At 47.7% G+C, this 22,942-nt stretch carries 16 protein-coding genes; 10 read left to right on the forward strand and 6 right to left on the reverse strand.

Translation table 11 applies throughout. The annotated features are described in order from the left end of the window. Window positions 1–731 precede the first annotated feature (731 nt). Window positions 732–1,448 (forward strand): SIS domain-containing protein, encoded by a 717-nt coding sequence (locus tag VP504_RS19855; protein WP_325895116.1) that lies wholly within the window; start codon window positions 732–734, stop codon window positions 1,446–1,448. 1,013 nt (window positions 1,449–2,461) lie between these two features. Then, entirely contained in the window at window positions 2,462–3,031 is a 570-nt protein-coding gene (locus VP504_RS19860; RefSeq protein ID WP_325895117.1) for a DUF1415 domain-containing protein, read from the forward strand. On the opposite strand, the gene VP504_RS19865 is transcribed toward VP504_RS19860, so the two are convergent. After that, window positions 3,028–3,693, reverse strand: coding sequence for a fumarylacetoacetate hydrolase family protein (locus VP504_RS19865; RefSeq protein ID WP_325895118.1), 666 nt, complete (start codon window positions 3,691–3,693; stop codon window positions 3,028–3,030). The genes VP504_RS19860 and VP504_RS19865 overlap by 4 nt on opposite strands. A 379-nt stretch (window positions 3,694–4,072) precedes the next feature. Here VP504_RS19865 and yieH point away from each other — a divergent pair, with 379 nt between their 5' ends. After that, window positions 4,073–4,765: a 6-phosphogluconate phosphatase gene (gene yieH / locus VP504_RS19870; RefSeq protein ID WP_325895119.1), complete on the forward strand. Its 693-nt coding sequence runs from the start codon at window positions 4,073–4,075 to the stop codon at window positions 4,763–4,765. Window positions 4,766–4,880: 115 nt separating this feature from the next. Here the strand turns inward: yieH and putP are convergent, their stop codons facing one another. The 4 genes from putP to VP504_RS19890 all read right to left on the reverse strand — a co-directional run bounded on the left by putP (window position 4,881) and on the right by VP504_RS19890 (window position 11,360). Further along, window positions 4,881–6,377 (reverse strand): sodium/proline symporter PutP, encoded by a 1,497-nt coding sequence (gene putP, locus VP504_RS19875; RefSeq protein ID WP_325895120.1) that lies wholly within the window; start codon window positions 6,375–6,377, stop codon window positions 4,881–4,883. Window positions 6,378–6,528: 151 nt separating this feature from the next. Further along, a complete protein-coding gene (locus VP504_RS19880) occupies window positions 6,529–7,266 on the reverse strand; it encodes a delta 1-pyrroline-5-carboxylate dehydrogenase (protein WP_325895121.1) in 738 nt (245 codons plus the stop codon). Further along, the gene (gene putA, locus VP504_RS19885; RefSeq protein WP_325895122.1) at window positions 7,263–10,370 is read right to left on the reverse strand and encodes a bifunctional proline dehydrogenase/L-glutamate gamma-semialdehyde dehydrogenase PutA; all 3,108 of its coding nucleotides are present in this window, start codon (window positions 10,368–10,370) and stop codon (window positions 7,263–7,265) included. Before putA ends, VP504_RS19880 begins: the two co-directional genes overlap by 4 nt. 216 nt (window positions 10,371–10,586) lie before the next feature. After that, window positions 10,587–11,360, reverse strand: a complete 774-nt coding sequence (locus VP504_RS19890) for an AraC family transcriptional regulator (RefSeq protein WP_325895123.1) — start codon at window positions 11,358–11,360, stop codon at window positions 10,587–10,589. Between the two features lie 793 nt (window positions 11,361–12,153). Here VP504_RS19890 and VP504_RS19895 point away from each other — a divergent pair. Both VP504_RS19895 and VP504_RS19900 read left to right on the forward strand, forming a co-directional pair. After that, window positions 12,154–13,992: an SUMF1/EgtB/PvdO family nonheme iron enzyme gene (locus tag VP504_RS19895; RefSeq protein WP_325895124.1), complete on the forward strand. Its 1,839-nt coding sequence runs from the start codon at window positions 12,154–12,156 to the stop codon at window positions 13,990–13,992. Window positions 13,993–14,482: 490 nt separating this feature from the next. Continuing rightward, window positions 14,483–15,217 (forward strand): helix-turn-helix transcriptional regulator, encoded by a 735-nt coding sequence (locus VP504_RS19900; RefSeq protein WP_325895125.1) that lies wholly within the window; start codon window positions 14,483–14,485, stop codon window positions 15,215–15,217. Window positions 15,218–15,270: 53 nt separating this feature from the next. Here VP504_RS19900 and pdxH read toward each other — a convergent pair whose 3' ends face one another. After that, window positions 15,271–15,909: a pyridoxamine 5'-phosphate oxidase gene (pdxH, locus tag VP504_RS19905; protein WP_325895126.1), complete on the reverse strand. Its 639-nt coding sequence runs from the start codon at window positions 15,907–15,909 to the stop codon at window positions 15,271–15,273. A gap of 145 nt (window positions 15,910–16,054) precedes the next feature. Between pdxH and VP504_RS19910 the strand changes: the two genes are divergently transcribed. From VP504_RS19910 to VP504_RS19930, 5 genes are all read left to right on the forward strand, one after another. Further along, window positions 16,055–17,863 (forward strand): sensor histidine kinase, encoded by a 1,809-nt coding sequence (locus VP504_RS19910; RefSeq protein WP_325895127.1) that lies wholly within the window; start codon window positions 16,055–16,057, stop codon window positions 17,861–17,863. Beyond that, window positions 17,860–19,167, forward strand: coding sequence for a sigma-54-dependent transcriptional regulator (locus tag VP504_RS19915; RefSeq protein WP_325895128.1), 1,308 nt, complete (start codon window positions 17,860–17,862; stop codon window positions 19,165–19,167). The genes VP504_RS19910 and VP504_RS19915 overlap by 4 nt, the downstream gene beginning before the upstream one ends. 357 nt (window positions 19,168–19,524) lie before the next feature. Continuing rightward, a complete protein-coding gene (locus tag VP504_RS19920; protein ID WP_325895129.1) occupies window positions 19,525–20,925 on the forward strand; it encodes an HlyD family type I secretion periplasmic adaptor subunit in 1,401 nt (466 codons plus the stop codon). A gap of 85 nt (window positions 20,926–21,010) precedes the next feature. Next, entirely contained in the window at window positions 21,011–22,330 is a 1,320-nt protein-coding gene (locus tag VP504_RS19925) for a TolC family outer membrane protein (protein ID WP_325895130.1), read from the forward strand. Window positions 22,331–22,333: 3 nt separating this feature from the next. Next, window positions 22,334–22,927, forward strand: a complete 594-nt coding sequence (locus tag VP504_RS19930; protein ID WP_325895131.1) for an OmpA family protein — start codon at window positions 22,334–22,336, stop codon at window positions 22,925–22,927. Window positions 22,928–22,942 lie beyond the last annotated feature (15 nt).

Raw genomic sequence — 22,942 nt, forward strand, 5'->3', positions numbered from 1 at the left:
CTCACCCTGACTGGCCCATCCCAATTTATGCCCTTCTACAAAAAAGTGTTCATACTTGTGTTATACCAACCTGTTCTGGCACGTGCCCCACAACCAGCCAGTGTCACTGAGTCCGTGATGGCGAGGCAAATTTCGTGAGGAATAGTCGTCCTATTTCCGTGGAATTTAACGATGAAGTGGGCGCATTGATGGACTCCCTTCGGGCGAGTTGACTCCTGTATCTCCAGGTTGTTTGGGTATAAGTCTGAATTGGACGATGGAGAGCACAAAAGCTAAGTCGAAACTGGTCAATATTTAGCTAGCCAATATCCTACACACCTGCGATCGGCTGTAGCCGGTCGCTTATGCAATTTCTCTCAGGCTGAGCCCTTTCTCTATCCCATTTCACTTTGTGGTCCCGTTCGGTGTTGGCTTGCTTGCCGTTGGCTTTGGTGGTTCCTATTCCCTGGAGCTGGCGTTCCGTTATGAATTCTTGCCATCAGTTTTATCAGCATGTTGTTGATGTCATCAAGCACGGCTTTGATGACCGGGTCGCCAAGGTGGTGAGGCAGTCGAGTTGAGTACCGCTGATGTTTTCGGTGTAGTAGCTGGCAATGCGGTGGACATACGCATGAGCGAACTGGTCTTGGGTGGCTTTTTCTCGGCATTTTATTTATCGGTCGGATAGTATCAATAATAGTGTTCCAAACTGCTAAGTTAATCGAGTCAGCACCGTATTGGAGAACCAAGTAATGTCTGAATATTTTGACTGTTTACTACCAAAGCTTACCTCTCTAATGGAAGTGAACCAGAAGGCGTTATCCAAGGCAAAAGAGCTTTTCGCTCAAGCCATTATTAAAGACAACATGATCCAAGTCTTAGGAACAGGTCATTCACATATGATTGGTTTAGAGGGGTTTATTCGTGCAGGTGGTCTTGGCAACATTAATGCAATTTTAGACTCAGTGCTGCTTACCAATGATGGGGCTTTAAGAGGCTCAGCAATGGAAAAGTTGCCAGGATTGGCTGAAGTCATTTGGAATGATCAGAACATTTCCCGCAATGATGTGGTTATGGTGATTTCCAATTCAGGGCGAAATGCGCTTCCAATAGAATTTGCACAAATTGCAAAAGCCAAAGGGCATCCGGTTATTGCGATAACTTCAGTAGAACAGTCATCTAAATACCCGAGCCGCCATAGCTCTGGTTTGAAATTGATGGATATTGCAGATGTCGTCATTGACAATCAGGTTCCCCCTGGTGATGGCTTGTGCAATGTGAATGGTAAAGTGACAGGGGCGTTTTCTAGTATAGCAGGCATGATAATCATGAATATTCTGGTTGTAGAGTCTCAGAAAGAAGCGTTAAAGCAAGGCGTAACACCGCTTATCTTCTCAAGCCAGAATGTCGATGGTTTCGATAATGACTATGTATATCAGCATTTTGGCTCTAGATTAAAATCCATGTAAACGGTTCATGAGCATTTATTTCGAAATAAGAAACAGGTCAGTGAAGATTCAGCTCAGTACAATATTCACACAAAGCACTTAATCTTACTTGAAAAGGGGGTCTTCTTCGCTAGAAGCGCCAACCGAGAGGGGTTTCACAAAACCGTTTATACCCTAACAACCTGAAGATGCCCGGCTCAGCGATATTGACTGGCATGGTGATCGCGGCTTTCCTTTTAAGAGACAGCCATGACAACCACCACTACGAAAAGCCCGATGCGATACTTGGGCATGCAACGAGACTGAATCAGCAGGAAGGTCCAGTTAGGTAGGTTAGAGAGCCCAAACACTAGGCGTTGGAAGGAGAAAGGTGTGATGGGCTCTCACTGAGGATTAGAGCGGGTTTTACGTATGAAGACCAACCCAATTATTAGGTTTACGAATAATGAAAAACCCTTATATAAATGAGGGATTTATTTATCGGTAAGTTTGGGAGAAAGCTAACACCCCATGCAAACTTTCATCGTCGCCCTCTCTGTCATGTTCAGTGGCGAGTATCCATTCTCTTACACAGGGTTTCGGTTGTTCGTTTGCCACCCCAAGGCTAGTGCTAGGGGCTGTTGACCATAGATCGCCAACTAAATCCTTACCAAACCCGACATACTTTTGCTTGTTGGGTTTTAACCAGAAATGCCACCCCATATTAGATAGCGCTTCAAATGGGTCATAGGAGCACAAAAATGGTACTCGAGGTATAACGGTCAATTCATGCCTTCAGCATCATCAGATGAAGCAGCACGATTGAGCCAATTATTTGCCTCGTGACCCACGGGTGCCCCAAAGCCAAATAAACAAAACAAATAGCTTTTAGTTCTTCTGCAGTTACGTCGCCACTGCCGATTTTCACTGTAAATCGGCTTTCTTCTTTGGGTTTTGGTTGCGTCTAAAACAACCTAAAGATCCTCGCTGAATCCTGCCTCTTTAGGTCGTTTTGGGTATAGAATACCGCTGTCGTATTTAACAGGGTATTGACCATGACCATCTCTCCTTCTAACAGCCTCGTCGAGCAACACACCACAGAATGGCTCGAAAAAGTCGTTATTGGCTTAAACCTCTGCCCTTTCGCAGCTAAACCACAGCGCAACGGACAAATCAAAATTGCCGTGTATGAAGGCCAGGATGATCAGGAAGTGATGGAAAACATTATTGCTGAACTAACGTTGTTGGAAAACAGTGAGGTAGCGGATTTAGAAACAACCATTGTAGTCACACCCAACCACTTTCTGGACTTTGACGACTATAACCAGTTTTTAGATGTTGCCGACATGCTGATTGATCAGTTTAGCTGGCGAGGTATTTACCAGATTGCGAGTTTCCATCCCGATTATTGCTTCGCGGATATTGAACCCGAAGATGACAGTAATCTCACCAACCGCTCACCGTTCCCGATGTTTCACCTTATCCGTGAAGCCAGTATTGAGAAGGCATTGAAGCATTACGGTGGAGACGCGGAAGATATCCCTCAAATCAATATCGACCGCGTTTGCAGTTTGTCTGCAGAAGAGCGAAAGACGCTGTTTCCTTATCTATTTAAAGCTCTTTAAGCTACTGCCACACAGTTGAATTCCGCTAACACTTCATTCGATAAGGTGAGTGTTAACTTATCACCGTCAGTGAGTTTCCCCACGCCTTTCGGCGTGCCTGTCAGCACGATATCACCCGGTACCAATGTAAAGTACTGGGTAAGATGACAAATCAGGTCAACCACAGGATTAATCATCAGGCGGGTGTCACCGCACTGCGTAGCCTCGCCATTGATGTCTAAACCATAGGTTGTAGCAGCAAGATCAATTCCTTCAAACGACACAAACGGACTCTGCACACAGCTACCATCAAAGGCTTTTGCCAGTTCCCAGGGTAGACCTTTCTCTTTCAGCTTACTTTGGGCCTCACGCCGGGTGAGATCAAGCGCTATGCCAACGCCAACAACCGCTTTCAGCACCTCTTCACGCTTGGCGTTAGTTAACGGCTTACTAATTAGTACAGACAGCTCTGCTTCGTAATGAATCGGTGCCAGTCGCCCACTGAGTTCAAGTGGCGAATCAGTGCCGACAATGGAAGTCGCCGGTTTGATAAAGAGCACCGGTTCATCAGGGATAGGATTATTCAGCTCTTTCGCATGATCAACATAGTTACGCCCGATGCAGACAGCCTTTCCTGTTGCTAACCCTGTTTCCTTTCCATTTATCCATCTGTGTGAATACATGACTGACTCCCTGTCTTTTCTGTGATTGCTGCTATTTTAACAGACACTCGATGTGTTGATGAAAGATGGCTCCAAACTTGTTAATTCTTCTGCGGTTTTCATACTCAGCGTCCTCATTCGTATGAGAACCTGGCAAAACTACTTCTATCTGGATCACTCATTCTTTACCGCTCCGGCTCGACCTTTGGGTTAGGTCGGCATTCATTTCCACCTTTGTATCATTCTTAATAAAACAAGATCTTAGATGGATTTTTCCGCCTATCCGCCACGATTGATAAGACCTAGCTAGCAATTTATAAAATGGCATGTTGTTGGATTTGCTAGTCAGGTTAACGCTTAATGTATCGATATTGATGTGAAACCAATTGAATCAAAAAGAATGAACTCCTTCGACTTTGATGTCCCTGTTTCCTGCGTAATTTTTGACTGCGACGGCACCTTGGTTGACAGCGAAGTGCTGTCCCAAATGGCGATAGTCGAGATTTTTTCGAATTACGGCGTGAAACTGGATTTACAGGAGTGTCTTGATAACTTTCAGGGTGGCAAACTGGCAGATATACTCATTCAGACCTGCGAGCGCTACAACCTGAAAATCTCTATTGATGAGCTGGAGCATCTATACCGTGAGAAATGCGCAGAATTGTTCGCCGACCACCTCGATCCGGTCGATGGTGTGCCAGAACTGCTCAATACCCTCAAGGATGTCGGTATCGATATGTGCGTCGCTTCCAATGGTCCGGTCGAAAAAATGGAGATGTCGCTGGAAATGACTGGGCTTCTGCATCACTTTCGTGGCCATCTCTACAGCGCTTTTGATGCCAACAGCTGGAAACCGGCACCTGATCTCCTCCATTATGCAGCTTTGAACATGGCAGCTTTAACTCAGGAATGCCTGTTTGTGGATGACACTATCCGGGGCGTGGAAGCCGGTATCAATGCAGGTATGCGCACGGTTTATTTCAATCCGGGAAACAAAGAAGACGCGAGCCATCCTCTGGTTGTATCGGTTAGTTCGATGGAAGAGCTTCAGGCACTCATGGAGCGTCTGCCACTTTCTGACTGTTGGGCCTAGTCACGCTGCTTGAGTAAACAAAATGGTTAATCGCATCGACACCAAATAACATCATATTATTGATAAAAAAGAAAAAGGGACGCACCAGCGTCCCTTTTTCTTCTGAGAAATTCAATTAAGGCAAAGTCTTGAGGCTCTGCTGATAATCGTCAAATTTCTGCATGACTTTGTCATCAGCACCACCTGTCATCTTGCTCACTGCAACGATGCCAATACCGGCCAGAATGAAGCCCGGAACAATTTCATATAGGTCAAAGATACCGCCGGTCAATTGTTTCCATACCACTACGGTCACACCACCAACAATCACACCTGTCAGTGCGCCATTGCGGTTCATATCTTTCCAGAACAGGCTCAGCAGCAGTGCCGGACCGAATGCTGCACCAAAACCGGCCCATGCATAAGATACGAGGCCGAGAACAGAGCTTTCCGGATTCATCGCCAGCGCCAACGCAATGATAGAAATACCAATGACTGCGAAACGCCCCACCATAACCACTTCCTTGGTTGATGCATCAGGACGGAAAACTTGCTTGTAGAAGTCTTCAGCCAGCGCCGATGAAGACACCAGCAACTGGGAATCCGCAGTACTCATTACCGCGGCAAGAATCGCTGCCAATAAAATTCCGGCAATTACTGGATGGAAGGCAGCATTCACCAGATACATAAAGATGGTTTCGCCATCCGCCAGCTCACCGCCAAGGTGCTGGTCAACATACAGGATACCCACCAAGCCGATCAGAATAGCACCCACCATGGAGATAGCACTCCAGCCCACAGCGATACGGCGAGCAGTGGTGATATCTGCGTTAGAGCGGGTTGCTTGGAAACGCGCCAGAATGTGCGGCTGACCAAAATAACCCAAACCCCATGCCACCAGCGACAAAATTGACACAGTCGTCAGCGGTTGGCCGCTAACATCTTGCCATAAGGTCAAAAGCTCTGGATTCTTCGCTTCCAGTGCTGTAGGCAAATCAGAGAATGAACCGTCTAGGACAGCAATTGGCACAATCATCAGTGCCGCAGCCATCAGAAGACCTTGCACCAAGTCAGTCCAAGAGACGGCAAGGAAGCCACCGAACAAGGTGTAGGACACCACGCAGGCGGTACCAATGATCACTGCTGTACTGTAGTCGAGACCAAAAACTGTCTCGAACAGTTTACCGCCTGCTACCAAGCCAGAGCTGGTATAGAAAAGGAAGAACAGCAAAATGAAGAAGGCAGAAATGGTCTGGAGTAGTTTCGATTTGTCTTCAAAACGACGCGACAGGAACTCAGGGATGGTCAACGCATTGTCGACTTCAATACTGTAGGTACGAAGACGCTTGGCACAAATCAGCCAGTTCAAGTAAGTACCCGCTAACAAGCCTCCAGCAAGCCATAGTGACTCGATGCCTGCTGCATAGGCATAGCCCGGTAATCCCAACAGTAGCCAGCCACTCATATCTGACGCACCCGCTGACAATGCTGCAGGCCACGGGCCTAATGAACGCCCACCTAAAAAGTAATCTTCTGAGTTTGAAGTACGTTTGTATGCGTATACGCCGATTGCGAGCATAAGAATCAGGTACACGATAAACGTGGCACTGATTGCAAAGCTGTTTTCAATCATGTTTTTTCCCTCAATAACAAGGCACAAATCTTGGGGCAAATAGCCCCAGCGCCTAATTCCGATTGGTGAAAACCGTCAGCAATGTAAGCCCAAGATCTTCTGCGCTTTCCGCAGAAGATCTGTGGGCACAATGACTTCGGGTTACTTGGGTTTAGTGTTCGCCACCACCTAGTTCCAGCAGGGTGGCATTACCTCCTACTGCGGTGACGTTAATGGTTCTCGTCCGCTCGGTAATAAAGCGGAGTAGATAGGTTGGCGAAGCCACCAGCGGCAGTTGGGAGGCGTTGTCTTCAGCGACAAACTGAACTAATACACCATCTCGGGCTGCCAATTTTCGGTTCATAGCAATCAAGGTTGCCGGATGCGCTGCCGCTGCCACACCGCAAATCGGTGTCGAGACCATGGCATCTTCCGTCTTGTCACTATCAAGCAATGCAACCAGTCGGTTCGGGGCACTGGCTTTCACCAAATCGCCAATCAAGGCTTCTGCGTCCCGTTTCAGTGAACCAGGTACTGCCAACAAGGCGCAGTTGCCAGCGACCAACACAGCAGCCAATTGACCTGCTAACGCAGTCACAGTCAAAGACTCATCACCTGTCACCAGAAACAATCCACGACCTGATGTGTATAGCTCGTTGGTTTCACCCGTTGGCCCAGGCATTTCATGAATAGGTGCCAGCAAGGCTTCCGCCTGATGAAGCTGAAAACGGATGAGGTTGGATGCTGCAGTAAAATCACCGCCACGCTGCCCCACATTGTCAGCCCAGCTATTTAGTCGCGTTACACGCTCAATCACACCCAGATTGTTCCACTCTTCCCAAACAGCTTGGCTTTGAGCAGCTAACGTCGATACTTCATTCATTGCCTGCGTTCCTATTACCTTGCTCATGCCACCACCTCCTCTTTCGTAAAGCGATAGAGATAATGAGGTCCACCGGCTTTTGGCCCTGTCCCTGAAAGCCCTTGCCCACCAAATGGCTGCACACCCACGACTGCACCGACCTGGTCGCGGTTGATGTAACAGTTACCTACTTTGGCGCGTGATTCGATATGGCGATAAGTGCTTTCATTACGACTGTGAACACCCAGTGTTAGGCCAAAGCCCGCGCTGTTGATGTCATCAATTACGCTGTCGAGTTCGTCAGCGTGGTAACGCACCACGTGCAAGATTGGGCCAAAATGCTCCTCTGAAAGCATGGATATGCTGTCGATTTCAAACGCCACAGGCGCAATGTAGGTACCGACACGGGTTTCACTCTTCATCGGCGCTTTAGCAATGAATTTGCTGGTTTTGAACAATTCGTTGATATGGTTCTGCAGCTTCGCCTGAGCAGTCTCATCAATCACTGGGCCGACATCGGTGGAGTGCAGGTAAGGCAACCCAATGCGCATTTCCGCCATGGCTCCCTTGATAAGGTCAATCACACGATCTGCTACATCTTGCTGAACATAAAGCACACGAAGTGCTGAACAACGCTGGCCAGCAGAGGCAAACGCGGAGCGAAGCACATCGCGCACCACTTGTTCTGGCAGCGCGGTACTGTCAACCAACATGGCGTTCTGACCACCAGTTTCCGCAATAAACGGCACTGGCAGTGCGTCGCGGGACGCAAGTGTCTGGTTGATGCGCTGCGCTGTTGGAGTAGAGCCAGTAAAGGCGACACCGGCGATGCTGTTGTCACCCGTCAAAACACTGCCAATTTCTGCGCCGCTGCCCGGCAGTAAGTGAATCACTCCAGATGGGATCCCAGTTTCCAGCAACAACTCAATCGTGCGGAATGCGATCAATGATGTTTGCTCCGCCGGTTTGGCAACAACGGTATTCCCCGTCACCAGCGCTGCCGAAATTTGTCCGATGAAGATTGCCAACGGGAAGTTCCACGGACTAATGCAGGTAAACACGCCACGCCCTTCGCGTCTTAGGGTGACAGACTGGCCGTCAAAGCGGGTAAAAGATTGCAGATCCCCTTCAATCTTCTCTGCCTGAATGGGATAGTAGCGGAGGAAATCCACAGCTTCACGGACTTCATCAATGCTGTCATGAATCGTCTTGCCCGCTTCACGGTGACAAAGAGCGACTAACTCACCAAGATTCTCTTCAAGCTTATCTGCCAGCCTTAGTAAGTACTCACCTCTTTGTTTGGCATTAAACACGCGCCAACTATCAACATTGGCTGCCGCTACATTTAGCGCTTCTTTCGCTTGCGCCGGTGTTGTCCAGTTGATGCTGCCAACTTTCAGGCGGTGATCGTAAGGTGCCACCACGGTATTAGTATCACCCGTCAGGCGCTTACCATTAATGATTGGGCCCGCCTTCCAGCTAACATCCATAAAGGCCTGTACCTTGGCATCATAAGCCGCCCACTCGCTTTCAATATCAATCGCAACACCTTTCGAGTTCTGGCGGGATTCACCAAAGATCCCCGAAGGCTGCGGGATACGTGCATTATGAAGCGTAGGGCGCGACTTGAGTGTATCGACCGGATGTTGCGTCAAATCAGACACCGGACAGGCAGCATCCACCAAACGGTGAACAAACGAACTGTTGGCACCATTTTCAAGCAGACGGCGAACCAGATATGGCAACAGATCTTTGTGGCTTCCTACTGGCGCGTAGATACGCACAGTCTGACCGAACATTTCCTTAGCGTGGAAGTAAAGCGAATCACCCATACCGTGCAAACGCTGGAATTCATAGTTGTCATGCTGAGCCATGGCTTCCACTGCCGCCACGGTTTGCGCATTGTGACTGGCAAATTGTGGGTAGATAAGGCCATTTACATGCTCAGAAAGCAGGAAACGTGCACAGGCTAAGTAGGCCACATCGGTACCTTCTTTACGGGTGTAAACCGGATAGCCCGGCAAGCCTGCTTGTTGTGCGAGTTTAATTTCACTGTCCCAATAGGCGCCTTTTACCAGTCGCATTGGAATCGTTGTACCGTTTTCTTTTGCCAGCGCCGCCAACCAGGTAATGACAGGTAATGCGCGCTTGGAGTAAGCCTGAACCACCAAACCAAACTGACCCCAGCCTTTAATATCTTCGTGGGTGAAGAGTTTTTCAAAAAGCTTCAGTGACAGTTCCAGGCGGTCAGCTTCTTCTGCATCAATGGTGATTGCGACACCCAACTCGCGGGCGCGCTTCAGCAAGCGAAGCACAGTCTCAGCCATTTCACCCAATACGCGGTCTTCATTTGCTACTTCATAACGTGGGTGCAAAGCAGACAGTTTAATGGAAACAGAAGGTGATGGCCCGTTGCCCACAGACAGTTGCTGAGACACCGTTTCAATCGCCATCATGTAGTCTTTGAAGTATTTTTGCGCGTCCTGCGTGGTGAGCGCCGCTTCACCCAACATGTCAAACGAGTATGTGAAACCTTTCTGGCGTAGTGGTTTGCCGTTTTCCAACGCTTCGTTGATCGAGCGGCCAAGGACAAACTGGTGACCCATCACTTTCATGGCTTGATGCATAGCCTGACGAATCACAGGCTCAGACATCTTGTTCACCAAGCGGTTAAGCACCTTGCCTGCTCCGCCTTCTTTGCGCTCATCGATAGTGACGACTTTTCCGGTCAGCATCAGTCCCCAGGTCGAGGCGTTCACGAACAGAGACTCAGAGTTCTTAAGGTGGGCTTTCCAATCGGCCACACCCAATTTATCCCGGATCAGGGCATCTGCGGTTTTCGCATCTGGCACACGCATCAAGGCCTCTGCAAGACACATCAGCAAAATGCCTTCACGGGTATCCAGACTGTATTCGAGAAGAAGTGCATCAATCATCTGCACGGCCGTTTTATCCGCACGCACACGCTCAATCAGCTCTGTCGCTTGGGCTTCCGTCTGTTTACGTTCTTCATTCGTAGGTATTGCAAGTGGGAGCAGTGACGCGAGCAACTCACTTTCATCAACACAGTAATGCGAAGAAATATGAGGCCATAGCGCGGAAGCGGGTTGCTCAAGGTAGCTTGGTACCAGCACATCAGTCGCTTTTAACATTAGCAGATTCCTCTATCCATCAACCACGAGGCAGTGGCATATGTTACTAATATGTTAGATTAACGACCGATTCTAGGTATGTGGTGCCGATGAGTCTTTCGAAATTCTGCGGCATTATTGCAAAAAACTCCGATGATTAACAAACAGAGAACCACGGCTGATGCGTACCAATAACAACGTATTGCATAATTTAGTGATTTAGATCGCTATTGATAGTCAGTGCTGCTGGCGAAATCGGGAGGGAGAAACACCAAATGCGCGGGTGAAGGCTGAAGTAAAACCGCTTTGGGATGCAAAACCGCAACTGTCTGAGATCTGTGCAAGGTTCAGCTCGCTGGTACTGAGCAGTTCCTGCGCTAACTCAAAGCGCTTTTTCAATACGTATTGATGCGGCGTCATGCCAATCTGCGATTTGAAAAGCTGATGGAACTGGCTTCCCGCCAGAAAGACCGACCCCGCCAACTGCGACACACTGATTTTGCGGCTGATGTGCTGGCGAATATAGAGATCGATGATGTCTATGTTTAGACGGTGACCATGGCGTCGCGGTGCGATTTGCTCACGGAAATGGCGTTCCATCACGCAAAGCAGGGTATCAGCACAAGCGCGTCCCAACATCGCATCATGCGGATTGGCAATCATTTCGGACGTCAGCGCTTTCACTAAAGTCTGTGCCTGACTGTCGAGTTGAAAGTAAGCATCACGCTCAAACAGGCGCTCTACTTTATCTTTCATGCTCATCTCACCTAGAAGCTCAGATTCAGGCAGGTTTATCACCAAAATCTCGTTTTGCCCCACACCAGAAAACGAATGAAGCTCAGATTCAGACACCAGGCACCCCTGACCCGGCCCGATAAGACTGCCGCGCCCGGAAAGTTCAAACTCTGTCTGGCCTTGCAAACCAATCACCACCTGACGGTATTCGTGCGCATGCAACGAAGGGTGATTGGGTAAAGCAATAACCTGAGAATGCTTCAGTTCGGATGCCATAGTGAATAATAGTAGTCAGAAAACTGTGTCCATTCTGCCATGCGGAAGAGGAAAACAAGAAGAAAAATCTCTACGGAAAGATGATCAAGAGAGTGGCAAACTACGGAGGTTGTCATTTCAACTTCAAAATTGTGCAGGATCTCAACAAACAAGGCATTGTGATCGCAGATAAAATCTGTGTTGACGGCAAGAAAACTCTAGAGAACTCTTTTATCATTATGTTTTAAAAGATTTTTCACTCATACTCACACAGAGAAATAAACATACATGTTACTTGATCATGCTTTCGATAGTTTCGATACATGATCATTCCCTGATCATCGTTCCGGTGCAAAGGATCTTTGATGTTTCAAGATATACCCAAACAACCTGAATCCTGCATCTTCAGGTTGTTTGGGGATAGAAGTTAACTTAACCGCGTAATTTATCTTTTATCTAATCGTTTAGCCTTGTTATATCGTTATATCAAACCGTCAAAAATATGACGCAAAATAATCAAAAAGCGTCAATTAAAATGATATTTTCCATCTATAATTTTTTTTACCAGACAATATTTCCTAAAACACGGATAGCAACTAAAATTTATTGAGTTATCACTCAAAAGATTAGCATTGCATAATAACGATAAGCGTCAAATAATTAGTAACATACACAAGCTAATTGGCATTTACGTGTTAATCTAGCTAATTGGGACAAAGCTTATAAATACCGAGTTTTGCCGAGATGCAGTAATCAGTAAAACGTCTTTGTGCAGTATCGGTGTTTATGATTTCTGATAATAAGCAAGGGACATATGAAAAGTAATCGCATCGCCGCGTTAGTATTCGCGTTATCGCCGATACTTCTTAGTAGTCAATCGCTTGCCAATGAAGCCAATGTCGCAACCCACGATCCTGTGGTTGCGCTGGAACAGAAGCTAGCTGATAAACGAAGTGAAATTAGCGTTCACGCCGAAAACCTCCAAACGCAACGTGACAAGCTGGATGCTTTATTAAGTGAGCGTGCAACGCTGACAAACAAAGCTATCGAGTTAGAGAAAAAACGGAATCTTGCGCAAGAGCGTCTTGATGAACAATTCCGTCGACTCCTCGAAAATCCAGATACCGATCTCACCCAATATAAAGATGACTACCAAGCTGCGTGGAGCGCAGTAAAAGATAATCAATCTTCCGCGTTAATCAATGATCAGGCTATTGCAGAACAGCAGCGTGTTGTTGAAGGTGAAAACCGTCAAAAACAATTGCTGGTAAGCGCATTAGAAAATCTGCAGGAATCCAAAAAAGAAGCACGTGTTAAACGTCTTCGTCAGGAACTCACCTTCGCAGATACCATTGAAGTGGTTCACACCATTACTTGTAGCGAATCAATGACTCTGGGTGCATGTGCTAATCAGGGTAAAACCCTCACCATGCAAAAAGCCGTCAACAGCTTCCAGTCACAGATATTGGACAATGTAACGGAATCTACCACTGCGAAACTGAATGCCAATCGCGTCTCATTCAATATTCATGTGATGAATAGCAACGTGGTTGACAGCGGATTCAGCGGTAACAACCGTTATATCACCCGCATGCAAGCGGAAATGCGCAGCACGCCTGATGAAAACGCAGCCTGTGAATTGTTGGATTTCGCTGAACGCTACTGTGTGGAGAACTCTTTCACCGCCGCCAAAGCAGCACCCAAGCAACAAGCTAAGCGTTGGGTCAATGTGAAAATCCGTTCAAACCGTTATGAAGACAGCGTTACTATTAACGGTGTCACTTATGGCTCAACACCGGTAGAAATCATGCTGCCAGCAGGTCAACACCAGTTGACTGTTGAAAAGCCAGGTTTCGAACCATACAGTCGCCAAATGTACATGAGCAAAGACTCCGTGGTTTGGGCAAATCTTCGCGAACAGGAGAACCGTCCAAAGCCGGGAAAGCGTTTCGCTGACAAACTCTCTAACAATCGGCAAGCACCTAAAATGGTGGTGATTGGTGCAGGCCAATACCGCGTTGGCTTTGAAGCTGAGCAACCGGTAGTTGTTGACCAACCATTCTCAATTGCAGCGACGCCAGTCACTGTGAAACAGTTTGGAGAGTTTGTCGCTGCAACAGGCTATGTCACGGATGCAGAAGAAGGTCAGGGCTGTACTTCCCTTATCAACGGTGAACCAAAGCAACTACTCAATCACAACTGGCGCAAGCCTGGCTTTGACCAGTCAGATAATGCACCAGTTGTTTGCATTACCAAAGATGATGCGCATGCTTACTCTAAGTGGTTGAGCACGCAAACTGGCTTCAGTTACGCACTTCCAACCGAAGTTCAGTGGGAAGTGGCAGCGCGGGCGGGTAGCGATTCTGATTTTTGGTGGGGCAACGACATCGGTATAGGCAATGCCAACACAGGTTGGAGCGGCACCGTCTGGTCCAACAGAAGTACCTCTCCTGTCGCCAGTTTCCCTGCTAACCCATTCGGTGTCTATGACACCGCGGGTAATGTTTGGGAATGGGCAGAAAGTCAGACACCAGTGGCACGTGGCGGCGCATGGAGTTTCTCTCCAAGCAGTGCGCGCGTGGCAGAACGTCTTGAGCTGAAATCTGATATAAGCGCCAACTATCTTGGCTTCCGAGTCGTCCGGAATATCTAGTAGCTAATACTTCAGCATATACCGAGAGGCCCGCTATTGCGGGCTTTTTTGTATATTCGAAATCTCGATCTTCTCTGACCAATAAATCCCCAGTCCGCTCGAAAAAACGCGACCAACATCGCTAATAACAGACAATCTTGTCAGTTATTTGCTTAGTTAGTGCATTCCCCCCATGCCCAATTTTCTAGTCTCTGCGTATAGTACCACTTAAACAGGCGCATATTGCAGTATGCGCCTGTTTTGACACTGAAATTTACCTCGGTGACCCATCAGACCCTGCGTGATTACCCTCGAACATAGGGTCAGGTGGTCTCTTCTATACGTTGTACAGGAAGTAACTCTAACGAGTGAGATCTTGTCTTTACCGGCTCCTACGAGTCGGTTTTTTTATCCGAACCGTCGGAAATTTCAGTCTGCCACAAAGAAACAGCCATATGATTAATACTATTTAAATATCATATACAATTACTTACAATACGATGTAGTCTAAATGTACCCAACACAAATCATGAATGACATGTCCTGGCCTCCTTCCATGCTGATCTCCCTATTTGAGCAACTTCCCGGTTGTTGGGGCTGCAAAGATACCCAATCCAGATTCGTTCATGTCAATCACGCTTACGCCCGACTTGTTGGCGCGCGCACACCTGATGAATTGAAAGGGAAAAATGACGATCAGCTTCCTGAGGCCATTGCAGAGCACGCCGAGCAGTTTCGTGAACAGGATCTGCATGTCATAAAGAGTGGAAGATATATACGTGTACTCAACATCCACCCCTACCCTGATGGTCACTGGCAAGCACACGTGTTTACGAAAGTACCCTGGTATGGGAGTGAAGGAGAGATTTTGGGTACTATCTTTCATGGTCAGCCATTGAACGACAATCCCATGCTGGGGGTAGGTCAATGGATTTGCAAAGCGGCAGGCATTGAACCAGTTGAATCGCTGACCACAGAGGGAACAAAAAGCGCCATGCAACTCTCCACCCGCGAGTCCGAAGTCCTCTTTTTTCACCAGTTCGGCAAAAAGCCCCAGTTTATTGCACAGTCTCTTGGGGTGTCGGTCAAAACCATAGAAAATCACTTCGCCAACCTGCGCGTGAAGCTCGGTGCATCAAATAAAACTGAACTGGTCGATAAAGCGCTGGAAATGGGAGTGGGTTGTAAAATCCCTGATTCGCTGCTGAAGCAGCAACTCACCTTTGTATTGTCACAGTCACTTTGACACAAAAAAAGCAGCGACAATCCGCTGCTTTCCTTTTTGGCTGCAACACGTTTTTAAGGTGCTAACCGTTCGATGTCCCACTGACCTTCACTCTCCTTCTGGAAAACGAACCGATCGTGCAGGCGATGCTCACCGCCTTGCCAAAATTCGAAAGACTCTGGCTTCACGCGGAATCCTCCCCAGAACGTTGGCACAGGCACTTCTCCCTTGTCGAACTGCTGCTTCAACTCCATGTATTTACCTTCCAGCGCAGAACGTGCAGTGATCCGTTCACTCTGGCGGCTTGCCCAAGCAGCCAATTGGCTCTCTTTAGGACGGGACAGAAAATACTTCATCACTTCAAGCTTGCTGAGCTTTTCCGCCATGCCTGTAATATGTACCTGACGCTCTAGTGGATGCCACGGGAAATGGAGGCTAGTACGTGAGTTACTTGCTAAATGTTTGGATTTACGACTGCCGAGGTTGGTGTAAAAAACAAACCCGTCGTTATCGACATGCTTCAACAACACAATGCGTTGAAATGGCTGGCCATTTTCGTCAACGGTGGCAACAGTCATTGCAGTGGGGTCCGGCAATTTGGCTTCAATGGCTTGTTTGAGCCAGTGCTCAAAGAATTGAACCGGGTTTTCAGGCAGGTCTTTGCGTCTCAAACCGCCTTGGTTATATTCTCTGCGAATATCATACAAATCCATTGTGGTGCTCCGAATGCGTTTTTACGCCATTGTGATGGGGCGTGCGTCTTTTCTCAAGCGAATTCCGGCACTCAACAGGCGGGGTTGCTGCTCATCACATCAATCCATTGGTCCTGGTGGCACCTAACAATCTAGCAGGGACGCTATGCGCCGACGTTTTATTATTTCTCTGGTCACAGCCTTCGGCGTCTTGCTGACTGTTTTGGTGGGTGCTTTCACTTATTCTTCGGTCGAAAAACGCTTCACAACAGAAATCGAATACGACGTCTATCAACTCCAGGAAAAGCTTTCCGCCGAACTCGCCCGTTACAGTGAAATTCCTGTTGTACTCTCGGCTGATCCGAGATTGAAACGCTTACTACGTGTACCGAAGAGTAAAAGGTTATATAAAGAAATCAACCTATTATTGAACAACTGGAATACGCGCTTAAACAGCGATGTGATCTACTTAATGGACAGAAGCGGCCTGACTCTGGCAGCCAGTAATGCTGATGCTCCACAAAGTTTTGTTGGGCACAATTATCACTACCGCCCTTATTTTCAACAGGCGATTGAGGGACATAAAGGACGATACTACGCACTGGGCGTGGTCTCTGACAAGCGCGGCTACTACTTCTCCTACCCGGTGTGGGATGGCGAAGTTATTACTGGCGTACTGACATTGAAGGTCGATCTGTCTATCATCGACAGCATCTGGGACCAGCAGAAATTCGACTATTTGATTGCCGATCCACTCGGAGTGGTTTTCTACAGCTCGCGCGACGAATGGCTATATCAGTCCCTTTCCATCCTGTCTGACCAACAAAAAGAAACGATTCGCGACTCCCGCCGCTATGGGGACTCCTCGTTAAGTCATCTCACAAAGTTCAGTGCACTGGAAGATATTGAAGCGCAGGAAGCTCTGCATCTTGGCTTGCCCAATAGAGCCCCTGAACATGTGCTCGTTTCCAATACCGATCTAGGCAGTGCTGGTTGGCGGATCTACGGTTTTATTCCCACCAGCGATGCCTGGCCAGTGGTCACTCAATCTGTCTTGATTTTCGCAACCTTCTATGGCCTGCTGGTTTTAGTACTCACCGCCTGGCTGCAAACCGTCAAAACCCAGCGAAAGCTTGCAAGGCTCAATGATGAGCTGGAACAAAAAGTCGACTCTCGAACTGCCAGCCTTGAGGAAACCAACACTAAACTGAGACAAAGCATCCAGCAATATGAGGATACAGAAAAAGCCCTTCGCCAGACAGAAAACGAACTAATACAAACCGCGAAACTCGCCATGCTGGGCGAACTGTCTGCCAGTATTAATCACGAGATCAACCAGCCTCTTGCTGCAATGCGCACCTATACGGAAAACAGCATCAAGCTTATGGAAAGGGAACGCTATGAGTCAGTCAACGGAAACCTGAAACAACTCAATGAGCTTATCGGTATGGTCGCAGACATCGTCGCGCGCTTTAAGATCTTCGCCAGGAAACAAAACCTTGAAGGTAAAGCCCGAGCATCGCTGGACGACGCAATCACTGCATCCCTCAAACTCTCCGCCGCGAGTTTTATCAAGAAAGGTATCCAAATTGCCTGTCACATACCGGAAAAAGAGTTAATGGTAAATGCCGATACCGTTCAGCTAGAGCAGGTGATTCTGAACCTGCTTAACAATGCCTCACAAGCCGTCGATAGCGCACAGTCACCGGAAATTGGTATTAAAGTAGAAACCTTTCTCGATCGCGTTTCTATTCACGTTTGGGATAACGGACCTGGCATTGATAATGACACCAAGAAAAAGATTTTCTCGCCTTTCTACACCACTAAAAAAGAAGGGCTTGGATTAGGGCTGACGATCTGCCGCCGGATTGTAGAGGGATTTAGCGGTAGCCTCCAAATCAGCGACCACCCAACAGGTGGCGCCGAATTTACCATCACTCTCCAACGCCTTTATGAAGGAGACTCTCCACAATGACACGGGAAATATGGATCATTGATGATGAGCGCACTATTCGCGACTCACTGAGCCAGACTCTCGACATAGAGGGTTTTCATTCCCGCGCCTTTTCCAATGCCAAAGATGCGCTTGAAAATCTCAATGTCACCTTTGAAGGGGTGATCGTTTCAGATATTAACATGCCACAGATGGATGGTATGACCTTCCTTAGCAAAGCACTCGATGTTGATCCTGAGCTTTCCATTGTCATGCTGACCGGCCATGGGGATATTTCCACTGCGGTGTCTGCGATGCGTCAGGGCGCCTATGATTTTCTGGAAAAGCCCTTCTCAACAGATACCCTTCTCGATGTGATTAAACGTGGTACTGATAAGCGCCAACTGGTGATGGAAAACCGCGAACTGAAACGACAACTCGAAACCCAAAGCGCCCCAGGACCGCGGATTTTAGGTAATGCTGACTCAGTTAAGCAACTTAGACGTACTATTTTCTATTTAAAAGATCAGAATGGGGACGTGTTGCTACAAGGCGAACGTGGCACAGGAAAAGAACTCGCCGCGCGTTTTATACATGATCAAGGTACACGGCAGGACGAACCTTTTGTTGCATTGAAGTGCCGTCAGGTTCCGGAAGCCTTGATTGCCATGGAGCTATTCGGCTCAGAGCAACAGGCCTACGCCAGCTTTCCAAGCTATAAGAACAGCAAAGTTGCCGCTGCGGGCAAAGGAACACTGTTCCTTGATGGCATCGAAGCACTATCGCTAATCGTGCAAGAAAAGCTCGCTACGTTAACGGAGTCTTCCGAACGGCCGCGTATTATAGCGTCAACCCGACTGGATCTCACCAATAGCGTTACTCAAGGGCATTTTAGTATACGTTTATTCCAGAACTTGGCGGAAACCACATTGATATTTCCCCCACTTCGGGATCGCAGTGAAGATGTTGTCACCCTTTGCCAGAATTTTGTCCGAACCACTGCATCACGCTTCGGTATTGCCCCACCCAAGTTAGAGTTGGAACACAAAGAAAAGCTGCTAAAACACCCATGGAAGGGCAATGTCCGGGAACTCCAAGCGTTTGCAGAGCGGTGGGTACTCATGGGAGAGCAAAACCTGACAACCGAAAATGGCGAATCGAACGAAAAAGAACATGACTCCTTGGCTGAGCGTATTCTGAAAGTTGAACGGGCCATTTTGTTTGACGCTCTGAACCGTCATAACGGCATGCTCAAAGAGGTGCAAATTGAATTAGGGCTCGCCAGAAAAACGCTCTATGCAAAGCTTAAAAAGCATCATCTAGATAAACAAAACTTTAAAGGCTAAAAACACAGCCACCTCTGTGAGGCGGCTATTTTCCATATGAAACATCACACTTAAGCCTTCATAAAGTAAGGAAAAATCACTAGCCGACAGCCCGCTAAATCAATTTTTTTTAATTTTTTAAAGATATTTTCAGAGCGTCAGTATTAGCAACCACTTCCCGCTAATGCCGCGCCACGCCTAAGTTGCGCGATACTCTATAGTTTCTCGTGTGTGAGAAACTGCCTCTTGCTCATTCTCGTTACACTATTACCGATTAGTGAGAATCTCATTGATAAACTACTCTTTTATGAGGGAGTGTTGGCTTTTCTGGTCTGCAAATCCTTTTGTGTTTTTAGATTTTTTTTAGTCGGCATTGTAATGACAAAACCAGAAAAACAGGGTTCTAAACTGCCAGCGAGCGAGCACCTCGACTATATCGATGACAAAACCGCTGCTCTCTTGCTTTCCACGCCCAAAAGTGCGCGTGTTTTGCTATGGGTTATTGCGCTTTTTATTTCCGTCAGCGTAATTTGGGCTGCTTTTGCAGAACTCGACAAAGTGACCGTCGGCCAAGGAAAGGTCATCCCTTCTTCCCAACTACAGGTGGTACAAAACCTGGAAGGAGGATTAGTTAAAGAATTATTGGTGCGTGAAGGTGACATCGTAGAAAAAGGCCAACAGTTGCTGCTTATCGATGACACTATGTTCCGATCCGACTTTCGCGAACGTATTCAGGAGTTGACAAGCCTACAGGGCGATGCCGTCACGTTCAAAACACTGGTAGGTTCTGTCGTGGTCAACTCGGAAGTCGAGCTTGATGCTTGGCAAGGCACTGTCTCTATCAACCGCGTAGAACTCGAATTTGACCCCAAATTTGTTGAAGAGCACCGTTCTGTCGTTTCACGTCAACGTGCGGAGTACCATGAAAAGCTCAACAACCTACAAAATCAGCTCTCTGTGACCTCTCAGCAAATCCGCCAAAAGCAGCAAGAACTCATCGAAACCAAGGCGCGGGTGCAAAACCTTCGGCAAAGTTACAACTACGCCCGTGAGGAGTACAACATTACCAAACCTCTTGCTGACGAAGGTGTCGTTCCACAGATCGATTTGTTGAAACTTCAACGCCAGGTCAATGACACCAAACGTGAACTATCCTCTGCCGAACTGTCACTTCCCTCTATCACTTCAGCACTTCAAGAGGCCGTCTTCAAGCATGTTGATGTAGCACTGAAGTTCCGTGGAGAGCAGCAGGAAAGGCTAAATGATGTTGAGGACAAACTTCTGGCGATGACAGAAACCCGTGTCACTCTTGCCGATCGTGTTGAGCGAACAATCGTCGTCAGCCCGGTGGATGGCACCATCAAGAAGCTACACATAAATACTGTGGGTGGCGTTATCCAACCGGGCATGGATCTTGTTGAAATCGTACCGAGTGAAGACAACCTGCTGATCGAGGCAAAAATCGCACCTCAGGACATTGCATTCCTTCGCCCAGGGCTGGAAGCCATCGTGAAATTCAGCGCTTACGATTTTACCGTATATGGCGGTCTCACAGGCATTTTGGAAACCATCAGCGCTGATACCATTCAGGACGAAGAAGGTAATAGTTTCTACATTGTAAAAATACGTACTGAGTCCAATAACTTGGGTGATGGTAAAGAACTCCCGATTATTCCGGGGATGACAGCATCAGCTGACATCATTACGGGCAAACGTAGTGTTCTTGACTATCTTTTAAAACCAATATTGCAAGCGCAAAAATCCGCACTCCGGGAATAATACACTTGCCAACCAGCTCCAAAGAAGACTGGGATGTAACAATAATTAGCGGTAAATGCTGCCTTTTAAAATGGGGGGATGTATTTTGAACTGGAAAAAGCTTTTGATTGCTTCTGCTATCAGCTCGCTGTGCACACCAGCATGGTCTATGTCGTTGGAGCAAGCGGTTGCCACCACCATAGCAACGGATCCAGAACTGAAAAGTGCGTTTAACGATTTCATGAGTAACCGCGAAGATATCGAAGCGGCGGCGGGTGACTACCTGCCAGACATTAACCTCAACGCTGGTTACGGTTATGAGCGAATCGACAATGCTACCACCCAGGTGAGTGGTGATAAGGACTTCAACCGAAAAGACGCTACGATTAGTTTGACCCAACTTATCTGGGATGGGCAAACCGGCGATAACATTGACCGAACTGAGTTTGAAGCCGAAGCGCAGCGTTATCAATTGCTTTCAGATGCCCAAGACAAATCTCTCGCAGTCACAGAGGCATACGTTGCGGTGCTTCTTGCTCAGCAGCTACTTTCATTGTCCGAGGCCAATGTAGAAGTACACGAAAACATGCTGTCGGACATTAAACGTCGTGCAGAATCGGGTATTGGTTCCACGGCTGACTTGTCACAAGTTCAGGCTCGCGTAGCACGTTCTACCACTAATATGTTGTCAGCCAGGAGTAACTTGGATGATGCAAAGACGGAATTTACGCGCCTCGTAGGTATTGAGGTTAAAGACCCAGTCGATCCAGAAGTCGATGTGCTTTATTTGCCGCAGTCGCAGGCTGAAGCAATTGAAGTAGCCTTTGCAAACAACCCGGTGATCAAGCTGGCTAACTATGACATTGATGCCGCACGCGCTCAATATAGCCAGAACAAGGGCAATATGTACCCCTCATTTACCTTTGAAGCCAGTCAGAGTTGGAGTGAGGAAGCAAGTGGCGTGCGGGAGGATGTCAATGAACTCAGTGCCATGTTGAGAGTGCGCTTTAACTTGTACAACGGCGGCACAGATTCAGCCAACGTCCGTCGAAGTGCATATCAATTGAATAAGTCCAAAGATATCTTGGACAATGCGTCGCGACTCTTAATTGAGAGCACGCGCCTAGCGTGGAGTGCATACCAGTTGACAGAGCAACAAAAGAAGTACCTTGCGCAACATGTGGATGCGGCATCTGAAACCGTTATCGCCTACGAAAAGCAATTCAAGATTGGACGCAGAACCTTACTGGATTTGCTCAACACCGAGAACGAACTCTTTGAGGCAAGGCAATCATATCTCGATGCGCACTATGCGAATATCACGGCCAAATACCGCGTACTCAACAGCATGGGTACCCTGCTGGATGCACTACGCGTTGATGTGCCGGAAGAATGGCTTGAACCGGTTATAGAGAAAGAAGGTTAACCCATGAAACACGTTCTGCTTTTCAGCTGCACTCTCCTAGCCATTGGAGGTTGTTCCCTTTCCGCCGAAGTGACGCCTCTTGCTGAGCAAAGAGCCGATTTATTAGACGACGATAATGATGGCGTCATCAATGCGCGGGATTTGTGCGATGACACACCGAGTGTTGCGATTATAGACAATGACGGGTGCCCAACATACCTTTTGCTTGAAAGTGATAACTCGCTAAGAATTCAGTTTGCAAACGACTCTGCAATTGTAGAACCCGCTTATCGTGAAGCACTGGACAAAATGGCTGGATTCCTTAAGCTTTATCCCGAAACCTTTTTAGAACTTCAGGGACATACAAGCTCTCCAGGGTCTGAGGACTATAACAAAAGCCTGTCTGTCCAACGTGCGAAAGCAGTTCAAGCACAGCTCATAGAAAGAGGCGTTCCAGTCGATCGTCTCACCATTGTAGGCCTGGGTGAAGGCGATCTTATGCTGGCTGACAGCTCGGAGACCACACAACTTGTGAATCGCCGCGTCGTGGGCCGCGTTAAAGGATTCAAAGGGGAAATCAAGGAAGCATGGACTATCTTTACCCGACGGGAACAATAGCAGTTGAGGTAGCCT

Origin of the sequence: Grimontia sp. NTOU-MAR1, from assembly GCF_035758505.1 — a bacterium.
GTDB classification, from domain to species: Bacteria; Pseudomonadota; Gammaproteobacteria; order Enterobacterales; family Vibrionaceae; genus Enterovibrio; species Enterovibrio marinus.